This is a genomic window from Nocardiopsis sp. NPDC058789 (assembly GCF_042745575.1).
Taxonomy (GTDB): Bacteria; Actinomycetota; Actinomycetes; order Streptosporangiales; family Streptosporangiaceae; genus Nocardiopsis; species Nocardiopsis eucommiae.
The window spans coordinates 57,478-71,277 of record NZ_JBHYOW010000003.1 but is presented as its reverse complement, the minus strand read 5'-3'; the positions used below and the strand labels follow the sequence as shown (position 1 = coordinate 71,277).

At 69.3% G+C, this 13,800-nt stretch carries 13 protein-coding genes; 5 read left to right on the top strand and 8 right to left on the bottom strand.

Features of this window, described 5'->3' with window-relative positions:
* Positions 1 to 228: 228 nt before the first annotated feature.
* From ACFW3L_RS04550 to ACFW3L_RS04525, 6 genes are all read right to left on the bottom strand, one after another.
* Positions 229 to 939: an ATP-binding cassette domain-containing protein gene (locus ACFW3L_RS04550; RefSeq protein ID WP_378736330.1), complete on the bottom strand. Its 711-nt coding sequence runs from the start codon at positions 937 to 939 to the stop codon at positions 229 to 231.
* Positions 936 to 1,682, bottom strand: a complete 747-nt coding sequence (urtD, locus tag ACFW3L_RS04545) for an urea ABC transporter ATP-binding protein UrtD (protein ID WP_378736328.1) — start codon at positions 1,680 to 1,682, stop codon at positions 936 to 938. Before urtD ends, ACFW3L_RS04550 begins: the two co-directional genes overlap by 4 nt.
* A complete protein-coding gene (gene urtC, locus ACFW3L_RS04540; RefSeq protein WP_378736326.1) occupies positions 1,679 to 2,848 on the bottom strand; it encodes an urea ABC transporter permease subunit UrtC in 1,170 nt (389 codons plus the stop codon). Before urtC ends, urtD begins: the two co-directional genes overlap by 4 nt.
* A complete protein-coding gene (gene urtB / locus ACFW3L_RS04535) occupies positions 2,845 to 3,735 on the bottom strand; it encodes an urea ABC transporter permease subunit UrtB (protein WP_378736324.1) in 891 nt (296 codons plus the stop codon). Before urtB ends, urtC begins: the two co-directional genes overlap by 4 nt.
* Before the next feature lie 59 nt (positions 3,736 to 3,794).
* Positions 3,795 to 5,015 carry an urea ABC transporter substrate-binding protein gene (urtA, locus tag ACFW3L_RS04530; RefSeq protein WP_378736322.1) on the bottom strand — a complete coding sequence of 407 codons (1,221 nt, stop codon included), beginning with the start codon at positions 5,013 to 5,015 and terminating at the stop codon, positions 3,795 to 3,797.
* Positions 5,016 to 5,325: 310 nt separating this feature from the next.
* Positions 5,326 to 5,898 (bottom strand): hypothetical protein, encoded by a 573-nt coding sequence (locus tag ACFW3L_RS04525; protein WP_378736320.1) that lies wholly within the window; start codon positions 5,896 to 5,898, stop codon positions 5,326 to 5,328.
* Positions 5,899 to 6,350: 452 nt separating this feature from the next.
* On the opposite strand from ACFW3L_RS04525, the gene ACFW3L_RS04520 reads away from it, so the two are divergent.
* Together ACFW3L_RS04520 and ACFW3L_RS04515 are read left to right on the top strand one after the other, a co-directional pair.
* Positions 6,351 to 7,064: a hypothetical protein gene (locus tag ACFW3L_RS04520; protein ID WP_378736317.1), complete on the top strand. Its 714-nt coding sequence runs from the start codon at positions 6,351 to 6,353 to the stop codon at positions 7,062 to 7,064.
* A gap of 1,610 nt (positions 7,065 to 8,674) precedes the next feature.
* Positions 8,675 to 9,154, top strand: coding sequence for a hypothetical protein (locus tag ACFW3L_RS04515; RefSeq protein ID WP_378736315.1), 480 nt, complete (start codon positions 8,675 to 8,677; stop codon positions 9,152 to 9,154).
* A gap of 153 nt (positions 9,155 to 9,307) precedes the next feature.
* Here ACFW3L_RS04515 and ACFW3L_RS04510 read toward each other — a convergent pair whose 3' ends face one another.
* A complete protein-coding gene (locus ACFW3L_RS04510) occupies positions 9,308 to 10,123 on the bottom strand; it encodes an SDR family oxidoreductase (protein WP_378736313.1) in 816 nt (271 codons plus the stop codon).
* Between the two features lie 104 nt (positions 10,124 to 10,227).
* Here ACFW3L_RS04510 and ACFW3L_RS04505 point away from each other — a divergent pair, with 104 nt between their 5' ends.
* From ACFW3L_RS04505 to ACFW3L_RS04495, 3 genes are read left to right on the top strand one after another with little or no spacing between them, the layout of a single operon-like run.
* On the top strand, positions 10,228 to 11,226 hold the full coding sequence (locus ACFW3L_RS04505) for a tyrosine-type recombinase/integrase (RefSeq protein ID WP_378736924.1): 999 nt from the start codon (positions 10,228 to 10,230) through the stop codon (positions 11,224 to 11,226).
* A 40-nt stretch (positions 11,227 to 11,266) separates the two neighbouring features.
* The gene (locus ACFW3L_RS04500; RefSeq protein WP_378736311.1) at positions 11,267 to 12,088 is read left to right on the top strand and encodes an exodeoxyribonuclease III; all 822 of its coding nucleotides are present in this window, start codon (positions 11,267 to 11,269) and stop codon (positions 12,086 to 12,088) included.
* A gap of 8 nt (positions 12,089 to 12,096) precedes the next feature.
* Entirely contained in the window at positions 12,097 to 12,888 is a 792-nt protein-coding gene (locus tag ACFW3L_RS04495) for an alpha/beta fold hydrolase (RefSeq protein WP_378736309.1), read from the top strand.
* Between the two features lie 75 nt (positions 12,889 to 12,963).
* On the opposite strand, the gene ACFW3L_RS04490 is transcribed toward ACFW3L_RS04495, so the two are convergent.
* Entirely contained in the window at positions 12,964 to 13,758 is a 795-nt protein-coding gene (locus tag ACFW3L_RS04490; RefSeq protein WP_378736307.1) for a class I SAM-dependent methyltransferase, read from the bottom strand.
* Between the last annotated feature and the right edge of the window lie 42 nt (positions 13,759 to 13,800).

Genomic DNA, 13,800 nt, shown 5'->3' with positions numbered 1-13,800 from the left:
ATCTCCTGTGCGCCTCCGGACCGTGCGATGGCGAGGAGGGGTTCGTGGTGTGACGACGGCGGAGTTGCTCACGGGGCTTCGCGGACTGTCCGCTGCCGAGGCCCCCGGACGTGGCCGGGAGGGTGGGGTTGGTCGGCCAGGTGCGTGTTGGTTGTGGTGGGGGTTGTGACCCGGGTGCGGTGGGTGCGGGGGCGGTCCTGGGGTGGTGCCCTCCGTGTCCCCCTGCGCTCAGATGGCCATCAGGGCGTGGGCGCTCTCGTGGGTGAGTTCGGTGCGCGGGCCGGTGTGGATGATGCGTCCGGCGTCGATGACGGTGACGGTGTCGGCCAGGCGCAGGGCCACGTCCAGGTACTGCTCCACGAGCAGGATGGTGATGCCCTGGGCGGCGGTGTCGGTGATGGCGGCTTCGATCTCGGCGACGATGTTGGGTTGGATGCCTTCGGTGGGCTCGTCCAGGACGAGCAGGGTGGGGTTGGTGACCAGGGCGCGGGCGATGGCGAGTTGTTGGGCTTGGCCTCCGGAGAGGAGCGCGGCCTTGCGGTGGAGGAGGGGTTGTAGTCGGGGGAAGCGTGCCAGGGCGGCGTCGATGAGTTCGGGGCCGCCGCGGCGGGTGGCCTGGTGGGTGACGTGGAGGTTCTCGGCGACGGTCAGGGGTGCGAAGGTGTCGTGGCCCTGGGGTGCGTAGGCGATGCCGCGGCGGGTGCGGTGGTGGGGGGCGAGGTGGGTGATGTCGGTGCCGTTGTGGGTGATGGTGCCGGTGGTGGGGGTGATGAGTCCGGTGATGGTGTTGAGCAGGGTGGTTTTGCCGACGCCGTTGCGGCCCATGACGCAGGCGATGGTGCCGGGTTCGATGGTGAGGTCGATGTCGAAGAGGACGCGGGCGCGGCCGTAGCCGGCGGACAGGCCCCGCACGCTCAGGTGGGGTGTGGGGGTGTTCATGGGGTGGCCTCCTGGGGGGTACGGCCCAGGTAGACCTCTTGGACGCGGGGGTCGTTCTGCACGGTGTGGAGGTCGCCGTGGGTCAGGACCCGTCCTTCGTGCAGGACGGTGACTTCGCGGGCGTAGCGGCGTAGGAAGTCCATGTCGTGTTCGATGACGAGGATGGTGTGGTCGGTGGCGATCTCGGTGAGCAGGTCGCCGGTGCGGGTGCGTTCTTCGGCGTTCATTCCGGCCACGGGTTCGTCGAGCAGGAGCAGGCGGGGTTCCTGGGCCAGGAGCATGGCGATCTCCAGCCATTGGCGTTGGCCGTGGGAGAGGGTGGCGGCCTTGGTGTGGGTGTGTTCGTGCAGGCCGACGCGGTTCAGGATGTGGGTGAGGGGTTCGGTCAGGGTGGGGCGTCTGCGGAGGAGTTGCCAGGGCCGCAGGCGGTGGGAGGCGGCGAGGTCGATGTTGTCGGCGACGGTGAGTTCGCCGAAGACGACGCTGGTCTGGAAGGTGCGTCCGATGCCGGCGCGTACGATGCGGTGTTCGGGTGCGCCGTTGAGGCGTTGGCCGTTGAAGGTGAGGGTGCCTGAGGTGGGGCGGGTGCGGCCGGTGATGGAGTCGACCAGGGTGGTTTTTCCGGCTCCGTTGGGGCCGATGAGGAAGCGCAGTTCCCCTTCGGCCAGGGTGAGGTTGATGTGGTCCAGGGCGGTGAAGTCGCCGAAGGTGACGGTGAGGTCGTTGATCTGTAGCAGGCTCATGGGGTGCTCCCGGTGGTGTGCTCCTGGGTCGGGGTGGGGGCTGCGTGGTCGCGGGTGTGTTCGGGCGGGTGTTTGCGGCGGGTGTGCAGGGCGTCGCTGATCTGTTGGGTGAGTCCTGCCAGGCCTTGGGGGGCCAGGGCGATGACGATGACGAACAGGGCGCCTTGGAGGTAGGTCCAGCCTCCGGCGAAGTTCTCGGAGAAGGTGGTCTGGGCGGCGTTGATGAGGACGGCGCCCAGGGCGGCTCCGGCCAGGGAGTAGCGGCCGCCGATGGCTACGGCCAGGACCATCATGATCGAGGGGATGACGCCGATGAGGGAGGGGGAGATGATGCCCATGACGGGGACGAAGAGCGCCCCGCCGATGCCTGCGGCCATGGCGGAGAGGGCGTAGGCGAAGGTCTTGGCCCAGGTGGGGTCGTAGCCCAGGTAGCGGACGCGGTCCTCGCCGTCGCGGATGGCGATGAGGAGTTGTCCGTAGCGGCTGTGGGTGATGTGGCGGAAGAGCAGGTAGATGCCGGCCAGGGTCAGGACGACCACGGTGTAGAGGGTGGTCTGCGCGGTGGGGGTGTAGAGGCTGTGTCCGGCGAAGACGGGGAAGTCGGTGAGTCCGTTGGAGCCGCCGGTCAGGTGTTGTTGGCCGATGAGGAGGATGACGAAGGCGGCGGCCAGGGCCTGGTTGAGGATGGCGAAGTAGGCGCCGCGCACGCGTTGGCGGAAGACGGACCAGCCCAGGAGGGCGGCCAGGGCTCCGGGGACGGTGATGGCGGCGATGACGGCCACGGCGGGGTTGGTGAGGGGTTGCCAGAACCAGGGGAGTTCGGTGAGTCCGGACCAGACCATGAACTGGGGGAGGGCGCCGGGGTTGAGGGGGTCGGCTTCGGTGCGGGCCAGGGTCAGGTGCATGGCCATGGCGTAGGCGCCCAGCCCGAAGTAGACGCCGTGTCCCAGGGTGAGCATGCCGCCGCGGCCCCAGGCCAGGGCGATGCCCAGGGCGACGATGGCGTAGCACAGGTACTGGGCGAGCAGATTGAGGCGGAAGGGTTCCAGGATTTGGGGGAGGAGGAGCAGGGCGGCGGCGAGCAGGCCCAGGAAGAGGGCGAATCCGCGGATCCGGGTGAGTGCACCGGGTGTGGTCTTGGCCGCTGTGGTGGGGGTGTGGGTCATGTGAGTGCCCGGGTCTTGACGGTGAACAGTCCCTGGGGGCGGGCCTGGAGGAAGGCGATGATGGCGGCGAAGACGATGAGTTTGGCCAGGGAGGCGTCGGCCCAGGCTTCGACGGTGGCGTTGAGGATGCCCAGGGTGAAGGCGGCCAGGACGGTGCCGCGTAGTTGGCCCAGTCCGCCCACGACGACGACCAGGAAGGCGTCGACGATGTAGTTGGTGCCCAGGGTGGGTCCGGTGGGGCCGATCAGGGTCAGGGCCACCCCGGCGATACCGGCCAGGCCGGAGCCGATGAAGAAGGTGGTGGCGTCGACTTTTCGGGTGTTGATGCCGCTGATGGCGGCGAGGTCGCGGTTGTGGATGACGGCGCGCATCTGTCGTCCGTGGCGGGAGCGGTTGAGGTGGTAGGCGATGGCGATGACGCAGGCGATGGCCAGGGCGAGGATGAACAGGCGGGAGTAGTGGATGCGGATGCCGCCGGTCAGGGTGATGCCTCCGGTGAGCCAGGCTGGTGCGGGCACGTCGACGTTGGGTGCGCCGAAGGTGTCGCGGGCGCCTTGTTGGAGGATCATGCCGATGCCGAAGGTCAGGAGCAGGGTGTCCAGGGGGCGGCCGTAGAAGTGGCGGATGACGCTGAGTTCGAGGAGCCAGCCCAGGGTGCCGGTGATGGTGAAGGCGACGGGCAGGGCGATCAGGAGTGAGTAGGCGGGGTTGAGACCGATCCAGGCGTGCAGTACGTAGGCGGTGTAGGCGCCGATCATGATGAGTTCGCCGTGGGCCATGTTGATGACGCCCATCTGGCCGAAGGTGAAGTTGAGGCCGAGTGCGGCCAGGAGGAGGACGGCGCCGATGGCCAGGCCGGTGGGGAGTTGGTTGATGAGGGCGTCCATCGCTGCTCCTTTCTGTGCGGAAGGGGACCCGGTGGGTGGGGGCCGTGTCGCGGGGAGGGTCAGCCGGTGAGGTTCTCGGCCCAGTCGTAGCCCTCGAGGTAGGGGTCGGGGGTGATGGGCTCGGGTGAGGTCCAGATCTCGTCGATCAGGCCCTCGTCGTTGACCTGGCCGATCCGGGCGGTCTTGACCACGTGTTGGGTCTGGCCGTCCACGGTGATGGGGCCTTCGGGGGCGTCGATGCTGATCCCGTCCAGGGCGGCGCGCACCTGGTCGACCTCGAAGCTGTCGGCGGCCTCGACCGCGGCCTTCCACAGGTAGACGCCGTTGTAGGCCGACTGCATGGGGTCGGAGGTGACTCGGTCGGCGCCGTAGGTGTCGGTGAAGGCCTCGACGAAACCGGTGTTGGCGTCGTTGTCGACGGTCTGGTAGTAGTTCCAGGCTGTCAGGTGGCCGGCGATGTTGTCGGTGCCGACGCCCTCGACCTCTTCCTCGGCCACGCTGACGCTGAGTACGGGGACGTCCTGGGCTGTCACTCCGGCTGAGCGCAGTTGTTGGAAGAAGCTGACGTTGGAGTCGCCGTTGAGGGTGTTGAAGACGGCGTCGGGTGTGGTGCGGGCGATGTCGTTGGTGATGGTGGAGTACTCGGTGTGGCCCAGGGGTGTGTACTCCTCGGCGGTGATCTGCATGTCGTGGGCTTGGGCGTAGGCGGTGATGATCTGGTTGGCGGTGCGTGGGAAGACGTAGTCGGAGCCGACCAGGTAGAGGCTGGTGTGGCCCTGTTCGCGTAGGTAGTCCAGGGCGGGGATGATCTGTTGGTTGGTGGTGGCGCCGGTGTAGACGATGTTGTCGCTGGCCTCCAGCCCCTCGTACTGCACGGGGTAGAACAGCAGGCCGTTGTTGCGTTCGAAGACCGGCAGCATGGCCTTGCGTGAGGCCGAGGTCCAGCCGCCGAAGACCGCTACGGCGTCGTCGGACTGGAGGAGTTTCTGGGCGCGTTCGGTGAAGGTGGCCTCGTCGGAGGCGCCGTCTTCGAGGACGGGCTCGATCTGGCGTCCCAGGACGCCGCCCTCGGCGTTGATCTCGTCGATGGCGAGCTGGACGGAGTCGCGGACGGTCACTTCGCTGATGGCCATGGTGCCGGACAGGGAGTGGAGCATGCCGACGGTGACGGTGTCCTCGTCGACCCCGGCGGGTTGGTTGCCGCAGGCGGTGGCGGCCAGTGTCAGGGCCAGTGCGGCGGTGAGGGTCTTGGGCCAGTTGCTCGGGCGGGAGCGGGCCATGCCCACCTCCTAGGTTCGGGGGCTGTTCGAGGGGTGCACCTAGGAGGCTGGTGTCGGGGGGTTTCGCTGGGCTTGCCCGACCGTTACGTGTACAAGTCGGCGGCAGGGGGTGGGTTAAATCCCCTTCTGTTCGGTACGCGTCGGTGGGTGGGCGACGGGTGGTGGCGGCTGGAGGCCGGGCGCGGACGCGCTGTGCTCATCGGGGTGGCCGTGCGTCCGGACGTCGTGTTGTCTCCGGGTGGGTTCGGGGAGGCCACCTGGGAGGCTCGCGGTGCCTGGGGGCGGGGTGGCGGGTGATGTGTGGGGGAGTTCAGTCCTGGGTGTCCCAGTCGGCGCGGGCGCGTTCGAGGTCGATGTCGCGGCCCAGGGCCGGGAGGGCCTGGTAGGTGCTCACGAGCGCGGCGGTGGTGAGCAGGGCCCACAGGGTGAGGGTGTTGCTCCACGGCGGCAGGGGCGACAGGAGTGGGATGACGCAGGCCAGGAAGGTGAGGGCGGTGGGGGGAGCCCAGTCGTGGCCGGTGGGGGTTCCCCGGGCCGCTCGGGTGGTGGAGATCAGGAAGGGGGTCATGGCGATGGTGCCGGCGAGGAAGGCCGGGGCGGCGGCCAGGGGCGCGGTGAGTATCAGGGCCCACCAGGGCAGCCAGGGGGCCAGGGGCCACAGGGTGGTGGTCGTGGCGGCCAGGGCGATGGCGATGCCCAGCACGAGCAGGGGGAGCGGCAGGCCTCGGGGGGCGTTGGTGGGGTCGTGGGTGAGGGAGCGCGCGGCCGTGAGGGTGCGGCGCAGCGACAGTGCGGCGAGGTACCGGTGACCGGGTGAGGGGTGGTGGCTGTCGTCCATGGCCTGCCGTAGTTCGTGGTGGTGCCCCGGGGGCTGGTGGGGCACGGGGGTTCTCGGTGCGTCTTCGAGTGTAGGGCGGGTGCTCGGGGGCGGGGGAGTGGTCCGTGAACCTGGGGGCGGGGCGGGGCATCGGACCCAGTGACGTCCCCCAGCCGTGAGGAGAACCGCTGTTGAGTACCGACCCCGGGAACCAGGGCACCGCACCGGATCCGTCGCCCGTTGACCCCGGTGCGGTGGGTGGGGAGGCGGTGCCCGGTGGGGGCGCGCCTCGGTTGGTGGGTTTGGGGTGGGTGCTGTGGTTGACCCCGATGTTGTCGGTGGTGGTGCCGTTCACGGTGCTGCTGGGTGCGTTCGGTGACAGCGACGACGGTTTGACGGCGTTGGTGTTCCTGGTCGGTCTCGTGTTGCCGATGGGGTCGGTGTACGGGTTCGGGGTGTGGATGTCACGTCAGGGGTCAGTGCGGCCGTGGGAGCTTCCGCTGGTGGTGTGTGCGGCGGTGCTCGGCGTGCTGTGGGTGGGGTACCTGCGGATCGAGTGGTTCTCCCTGGTGGGGTTGGTGTCGGGGTGTCTGGTGTTGGCGTTGGCGGGCGCGGCCGTGGTGTGGTCGTCGCGGCCCGGGCCTGCGCGGGCGGTGATCGCCGTGGGTGTGGTGCTGGGGTTGTGTTCCATGGTGGTGGGGGTGTCCTGGGGGCAGGAGCGTGTCGAGGACGTACGGGAGAACCGGGAGCTCGGGCGGGAGGTGGCCGCGTTGAGCCATCCGATCGCGGCGTTGGAGGCGTCGGGGTGGAAGCCGGGTTCGGTGTCGGTGAGGTCCGCGGAGGATGACATTCGGGCGGAGGTCGTCTATGAGCCCTCACGGAGTGTGGTGTGGGAGCGGGGGTTCCGGTTGACGGTGTTCACGGTCGTGGTGGAGCAGGGGGAGCCAGGGGTTCCGGAATGGGTGGGCTGTGCGGACGGTGCGGAGTCGGATCGGTGTGAGCGGCGGGGCGCGGTGATGGTCGATGACGGTTCGGAGGCGCCGCTGCCTTCGATGAGCGCGTGGGTGGAGGTTGAGGAGGGGATTATGGCGGTCTTGTCGACGGATGTGCCGACGGAGAAGGACGGGACTCCGACGATGGAGTTTCCGGAGTTGGACATGGTGGATCTGGCGGAGCGGGTGCGGGGCGTGGAGGGCGAGGACGCGCAGGCGTTGGTGAGGGAGGCGCTGTGAGGTGTCTCGTCGATGGGCGCGGTCGGTGTGTTGGCGCGGGGGAGTGCGGGTCCGGTGGTGCCGAGGGCTCAGGTGACGGTCGGCTGGGTGCGAACGCGGCGTGAGGTGCTGGGTGTGCTCGGTGATGGGCTCTGCGGGGTGGCTGTGCGTGGTCGAGGTGCGGTGTGGGTGGGGTCCTCGTGTACAGCTGGGGTGACGGTGCGTGAGCGTGGTGTTCGGATGGGAAGCGGGTGGCGTCGGGCCCGTGGAGGGGCATGGTGGCGTGGGCGGCAAGGGGGTGTTGGACGGGGTGGGGCCGCCCGATGGGGTTTTTCCCGTTTCTTGGGCCTCACCGGGGGTGTTGGTGGTCGCGTGGAGGCCTCTCCACGCTCTACTTGACATAATGTGCATTATCGGCGGTGTGGGAATGCCTGTGGGGAAGGGGTTCTCGTGCTCTGGGCGGGTTGTGGGGCCCCGGATGTGCCGCCCGGGGCCTGGCCGGTCGCTGAGAATCCTCGCCGAGGGCGGCCCGACCCGGGCCGCGAGACGTTGTGGGCCCGGGCGCGGAGGCCGTGAGGGGCGTACGGCGCTGGGGCCGCCGTGCGCGACCCGGGCGGGACGTGTTGTCCACAGGGAGCTGGGTGCGCACTGGTGGGCGTGGGCGTTCCCGGGTTAGCGTCGATTCGGGGGCGCTGTGGGCGTTCGCTGGCGGAGCCTGGAACCCCCGAAATCGAGCGTGCCCCCCAGAGGTCCTCTCTGGCAACCCCCGACCTGTGCCTGTGGACGACGTCGCTCTCCTCGGCGTCCTCGATGCTTCCTCCGGAGAGTTCGCTCCTGGCCTGGGATGACTGGCGAACTCCCCAGGTCAGCGGTCTTTTCGTGCTCCGTCGAATCCGTCCGGATCCGCCCTCGTGACCCTGGGGCCCGCATGTGTCGACCCGGGATCTCTCCTGTCCATGTCCGGCCAGGGTTCCTCCGCGTGGCCAGAGGTGCTCACGGTTAACCCGTTGGCCTGCGGTTATCCATGGCGGGTGGGATCCGGCCCCGGGGCCCCTTCCGGGGGGCGACCTCTCCATGTTTCATGCATAAACGGTGTTATGCATCCTTTTGTGGTTTTTTGACGACACATGACCGAGATGGCTTGCGGAGCGCTCAGTGTCGTCTTCTCCGCTCGTCCCCTGGTGGGCATCGCCCTCCTCTGCGGGGCCGAGCCTGTCCATCGAACACCTGTTCCCCGGGCTGTGATGTCACTCTTTGAACACCCGTACACATTCGCCGCCACTCCCCTGGTTCGCGCCCCGGGCCTCCCGCCTTCCGGAGCCAGGAGTGCCAGTCGGAGTTTTCGCAGGTCAGATGTGGCTCATGGGGCCCCGCTCCCCCGGCGTCGCCGCTCGTACCCCGGCACGGACCGCGCATCGGGTTGTACGTACGTACACACCAGCTGGCGTGGTGGTTCTCCCCCACCCCCAGGAGTCGGCCGTGTACAGGCAAATAGTCCGTAGGTGGTGCAACAACGCCGCCATCTCGTGAACACCAGTACCCCCGATAGCCTGCCGTGCATGACCTCCCGTCACCCGCACGCCCGCACTCGAACGAGCGAGAGGCGGATACCGGGCGGGCCAGGCTGGTACATGGATGCCCTCACCCTGCTGCCGGTGATCGAGGATCCGCGAGAGTTCCGCAGTGCCCACGAGCACGACCGGGCGCTGGCGGTCCTGGAGAAGCTCTGGGGCGGCCAACCCGAGGAGGCCGAACCCCTAGCGGTGGAGCTGACCGCGTGCGAGCCGACCATCCGACACCGTGCCCTGCTCGCCGACGTCCGTCGTGACCTGGGCCGGATCGCCTGGGCCTCCTCCGAGTACCGCGAGCTGATCGACCTGGCCCGAGGCACCGCGCGCGAAGCCGTCCTGTGGCAGCACCTGGGAAAGGTCCACTTCGTCGGTCGGGACTACCCCCGGGCCGTCGAGGCCTTCGTGGTCGCGCTCGACCTCCGAGTTCGCGACGACTCGTCAGAGGACCTGGTCACCTCCTCCCGACTGGCCCTGGAACGCGCGGAGCTTCTGCTCCCAGCTGCCCGCGACGCAGCGACTTCTCAGGGCCACGTTCAGTGACCGGCGATGCGACGTCCGTCCGCCGGTCCTCCCCCGCTCTCCCCCCACCCACCGGCCCCGCACGGCGCCGTCGGTCGGACACGCGTGCGGCTCGTACGTGGCGCCGGTGCCCGTACGTGGCGCCGGTGCTGGTCCTGGAGGTTCCGGCGCCGGTCAGGTGAGGAAGTCGCGGGCGCCACGCAGTGTGGTGGTGAGTCGTCGTTGGGTGCGGGTGGAGTCCAGACGGATCTCGAGCGGCCCGGGCGGTCCCACCTCGGCGCGGCGTGCGCGCGGCAGGGTGGTGGGCAGTCCCCGGTGGCGGGCGATGAGGACTCCCAGTTCGTGGCGGCTCAGGGCGTGGGGTCCGGCCAGGTGGTGGATGCCGGTGTGGGCGGGGTCGGTCAGTTCCAGCAGGGCGGCGGCGAGGTCGTGGACGTGGACGGGGCAGCGGAGGTCGTCGGTGAACAGGGCGCCCGTGGTGGTGCCGTTGGCGAGGTCGCGGACGCGGTGTTCGTGGGGTGAGTCGTCGCCGAGGATCAGGGAGGTGCGGGCGATGGCGGTGGTCGGGTGCAGGGCGGTGACGACGGTTTCGGCCGCGGCCTTGGCCGCTCCGTAGGGGGTGAGGGGGTCGGGGTGGGCGGTCTCGTCGTAGCTGGGGGCGTGGCCGGAGAAGACGGCGTCGCTGGAGACGTGGACGAGGTGGGCGCCGGTGGTGGCGGCGGCTCGTGCGAGGTGGCCGGGGCCCTGGGCGGTGGTGGGCCAGTCGTGGGGTCGGGAGGCGGCGTTGATGATGGCGGTGGGTCGGAGGGCGGTGATGAGGGTGTGGACCTGGTGTGGGGAGCGCAGGTCCAGGGGTGTCCAGTGGATGTGGGGGTGGTGGGTGGGTGTGCGTCGGTGGTGGGTGGCGGTGGCGGTGCGGCCGGTGCGGGTGGCCTGGGTGAGGAGTTGGGAGCCCAGGTGGCCGGTGGCGCCGACGATGAGGAGGGTCATGGGCGTACGGTACTGCGGCCTCCGCTCCCCCGGTGGGTGGTGGGCTTCGGTTCTGGGGCGGGTCTGGGGGCGCGGTGGGGGTCGGGATCGGGAATGCTGGGGGCATGAGTGGTGACGCGGTGTCGGTGGAGCGGGCGATCGAGCGGTATCTGGTGGCGCGGCGGGCCGCGAAGCCCTCGCCGCACACGGTGGCGGCCTACCGGCGTGACCTGGTGGGGGTGCTGGGGTGTGTGGGGCGGGCGTTGGGGCGTGATCCGGGTGGGGTCGGGTTGGGTGAGTTGGAGGCGGGGGTGCTGCGGGAGGCGTTCGCGGACTTCGCTGAGGAGCGGGCGGCCTCCAGTGTGTTGCGGGCGTGGTCGACGTGGAACGGGTTCTTCGCGTTCTGGGTGTCGGAGCGGGTGGTGGCGGGGAATCCGATGTCGGCGGTCCCCCGGCCTCGGGTGCGGCCTTCGGGGCCCAAGCCGTTGATGGGTGAGGACACCCCGGAGCGGTTGTTGGAGGCGTTGGCGCGGGGGGCGCGGCGTGCGCGTGATCCGTGGCCGGAGCGGGATCTGGCGGTGTTGGCGTTGGCGTTGCTGACGGGGATGCGGTCGGCGGAGATGTTGTCGTTGCGGGTGGAGTCGTTGGGTGGGCGGCCGGGTGAGCGGCGGATCCGGGTGGTGGGCAAGGGTGGTGGTGAGCGTGTGTTGCCCATCGAGGTTCCGTTGGAGGCGTTGTTGGAGGCGTATCTGGAGTCGCGTCGGGTGCGGTTCGGTGCCGCGGTGCGGGGGGCTGATCCGTTGTTGGTGGACAACCGGGGTGAGGGGTTGCGTCGGGGCGGGTTGCAGTATCTGGTGCGGCAGTGTTATCGGCACGCGGGGGTGAATGATCGGGTGGCGCGGGGGACGTTGGTGCACGCGTTGCGGCACACGTTCGCGACGCGGTTGGCGGAGGATGGCGCGTCGGTCACGGAGATCATGCATTTGTTGGGGCATTCGTCGGTGACGTCGTCGCAGGCCTACATCGAGGTGACGGCGCGGGCGCAGCGGGAGGCGGCGGGGTCGAACCGGACGTATGGGGTGTTGCGGCGGTTGGCGCGGGAGGAGGTGGGTGACGCGGGTTGAGGGGCCGGTGTGGGGGTGGGGGGTGGCTACGCTGTGGGGCGTGAACCAGTCGAGTTTTGTTGTGTCCAGCGTCAACGTCAACGGGTTGCGGGCGGCCGCGAAGAAGGATCCGGGGTTCGGGTCGTGGTTGTCGGCCACGGAGGCGGACGTGGTGTGTTTGCAGGAGACCCGGGCGGAGGCTGATCAGCTTCCGGAGGGGGTGGTGGCGCCGCAGGGGTGGCATGTGGTGTTGTGTCCGGCCCTGGCGAAGGGGCGTGCGGGGGTGGCGATCTACTCGCGTGCGGAGCCGGACGCGGTGCGGGTCGGTTTCGGGGTGGAGGAGTTCGCGGAGTCGGGTCGTTATGTGGAGGCGGACTTCGGTGCGGTGAGTGTGGCCAGCCTGTATCTGCCCTCGGGTGAGGTGGGCACGCCGCGTCAGGAGGAGAAGGAGCGTTTCATGGCGGCGTTCCTGCCGTTTCTGGTGGAGCGGCGTGCGCGGGTGGAGGAGCAGGGGCGTGGGTTGGTGGTGTGTGGTGACTGGAACATCGCGCACACTGAGGCGGACCTGAAGAACTGGCGGGGGAACCGGAGGAACTCGGGTTTCCTGCCGGAGGAGCGCGCGTGGATGTCGCGGGTGTTCGATGAGGCGGGGTACGTGGACGTGGTGCGTGGGCTGTATCCGGATCAGGAGGGCCCGTACTCGTGGTGGTCCTACCGTGGTCGTGCCTTCGACAACGACACGGGGTGGCGGATCGACTATCAGGTGGCGACGCCGGGGTTGGCCGCTCGGGCACTGTCGGGGCGGGTGGAGCGTTATCCCAGCCGTGAGGAGCGGTGGTCGGACCATGCTCCGGTGACGGTGTCCTACGGGGCCGGGAAGTAGGTGCGGTGATGGGTGTTCCGATCGTGTTGGCGCACGGTTTGCGTTCGTCGTCGAGTATGTGGCGGCCGCAGGTGGAGTTCCTGCAGGCGCAGGGGCGCACGGTGGTGGCGCCGGATCTTCCGGCTCACGGGTCTCGTCGGGGTGAGGACTTCTCGGTGGGGCGTGCGGTGGACACGTTGTTGGAGGCCATCGACTCGGTGGGTGGTCGGGCCCTGTTGGTGGGGTTGAGCATGGGTGGGATGGTGTCGATCGCGGCGGCGGGGGCGGCGCCGGGGCGGATCGCGGGGTTGGTGGCGGCGAGTTGTACGGCGCAGCCGGATCAGTCGTTGGCTCAGGTGTACCGGATTCCGGCGGTGTTGATGGAGCGGTTGCCGGACAAGGGTGCGGCGGTCAACGAGCGGTTCCATCGGTTGACGTTGCGTGATGGTGCGGCTGACGCGGTGGTGGACGGTGGTCTGGCGGTGGAGTCGGCTACGGCGGTGATCGACGAGTTGGCGAAGATCGACGCGTTGTCGGCGTTGTCGGCGTATCAGGGTCCGGTGTGGTTGGTGAACGGGGCGCGGGACCATTTCCGGATTCATGAGAAGGCGTTCTTCGACGCGTGCGCGGAGGGGCGGTTGGTGAACGTTCCGCGTGCGGGGCACATGGTGAGTCTGGATCAGCCGGTGATCTTCTCGCGGATGGTGTCGGATGCCGCTGACGTGGTGGGGGTGCGTGAGGCGCGGGCCGGGGTGGACTCGGGTGCGCGTGAGGGTGTGGTGGACGCGCCGCCGTCGGAGTTGGAGGCGGACGGGGCCTGAGGGCTGGTGGTGTGTGAGGGGGCGGTGGGCCGTGGTGGCCCGCCGCCCCCTCGCGTGTGGTGGGTGGGGTGGTGTTCAGCTGTGGGTGGGGTCATGGGTGGGGTCGTCGTTGTGGGCGCGGGGGCGGGGTGGGCTGGGGATGGCCTGGCCGGGGCGGGGGCGTTCGGGCAGGCGGAAGAAGATCATGGGGTTGTGGGGTGAGTCGCGGACGGGGGTGTCGAGGCCGAGTTCGGTCTTGAGGTCGTTGAGGGCCTGGTGGTGGTGGGGTGCGCGGGCGGCGGAGGCGGTGAAGTAGTCGGTGGTGTTGTTGGCGAGCCATTTGAGGACGACGGCGCCTTCGGTGAAGGGCAGTGCGTAGCGCTGGTGGAAGACGTCGTGGACGCTGACGGGGATGTGTGGGGGCAGGGTGGGCAGGAGGTGGTGGATGTACCAGCGGGCGAACCATCCGTTGTGGGCGGCGTCGATGAAGAGGTAGTCGGTGCTGGAGGGGATGTGGGTGATCTTGGCGCGGACGTCGCCTTTGGTGAAGGTCCAGCGGTCGTCGGCGAGTGTGGTGGGGACGTGGGCGGTGGCGTGGTCGACGATGTCGAAGGAGTGGAGGTGGCCGGTGCCGTTGTCGCGGAGGGCGGAGAGGATCCAGGAGGTGGACCAGCCGTAGTAGGTGCCGATCTCGACGACGTTGGCGGGGCGGTGGTGGCGCAGGAGGAGGTAGGTGATCTCGGCTTCGAGGTCGTCGAGTTGGGGGGTCATGGCGGGTTCGGCTGAGGCGTAGTGCTGGCGTTGTTGGTCGCGGACGCGGGCGAGGTCGTCGCGGTGGGTGGTGTAGAGGGTGGTGATGAGGTCGAGGTCGATGGCTGGCGCGGTGGACATGGGTGTGCTCCCCCGGGGTGTGGGTCGTGTTGGGCCGCCTTT

Excerpts from the sequence above, each read along its gene's own strand:
- ACFW3L_RS04550 (WP_378736330.1), bottom strand. The coding sequence starts at position 939 with ATGAACACCCCCACACCCCACCTGAGCGTGCGGGGCCTGTCCGCCGGC.
- urtD (WP_378736328.1), bottom strand. The coding sequence starts at position 1,682 with ATGAGCCTGCTACAGATCAACGACCTCACCGTCACCTTCGGCGACTTC.
- urtC (WP_378736326.1), bottom strand. The coding sequence starts at position 2,848 with ATGACCCACACCCCCACCACAGCGGCCAAGACCACACCCGGTGCACTC.
- urtB (WP_378736324.1), bottom strand. The coding sequence starts at position 3,735 with ATGGACGCCCTCATCAACCAACTCCCCACCGGCCTGGCCATCGGCGCC.
- urtA (WP_378736322.1), bottom strand. The coding sequence starts at position 5,015 with ATGGCCCGCTCCCGCCCGAGCAACTGGCCCAAGACCCTCACCGCCGCA.
- ACFW3L_RS04515 (WP_378736315.1), top strand. The coding sequence starts at position 8,675 with ATGGATGCCCTCACCCTGCTGCCGGTGATCGAGGATCCGCGAGAGTTC.
- ACFW3L_RS04510 (WP_378736313.1), bottom strand. The coding sequence starts at position 10,123 with ATGACCCTCCTCATCGTCGGCGCCACCGGCCACCTGGGCTCCCAACTC.
- ACFW3L_RS04505 (WP_378736924.1), top strand. The coding sequence starts at position 10,228 with ATGAGTGGTGACGCGGTGTCGGTGGAGCGGGCGATCGAGCGGTATCTG.
- ACFW3L_RS04495 (WP_378736309.1), top strand. The coding sequence starts at position 12,097 with ATGGGTGTTCCGATCGTGTTGGCGCACGGTTTGCGTTCGTCGTCGAGT.
- ACFW3L_RS04490 (WP_378736307.1), bottom strand. The coding sequence starts at position 13,758 with ATGTCCACCGCGCCAGCCATCGACCTCGACCTCATCACCACCCTCTAC.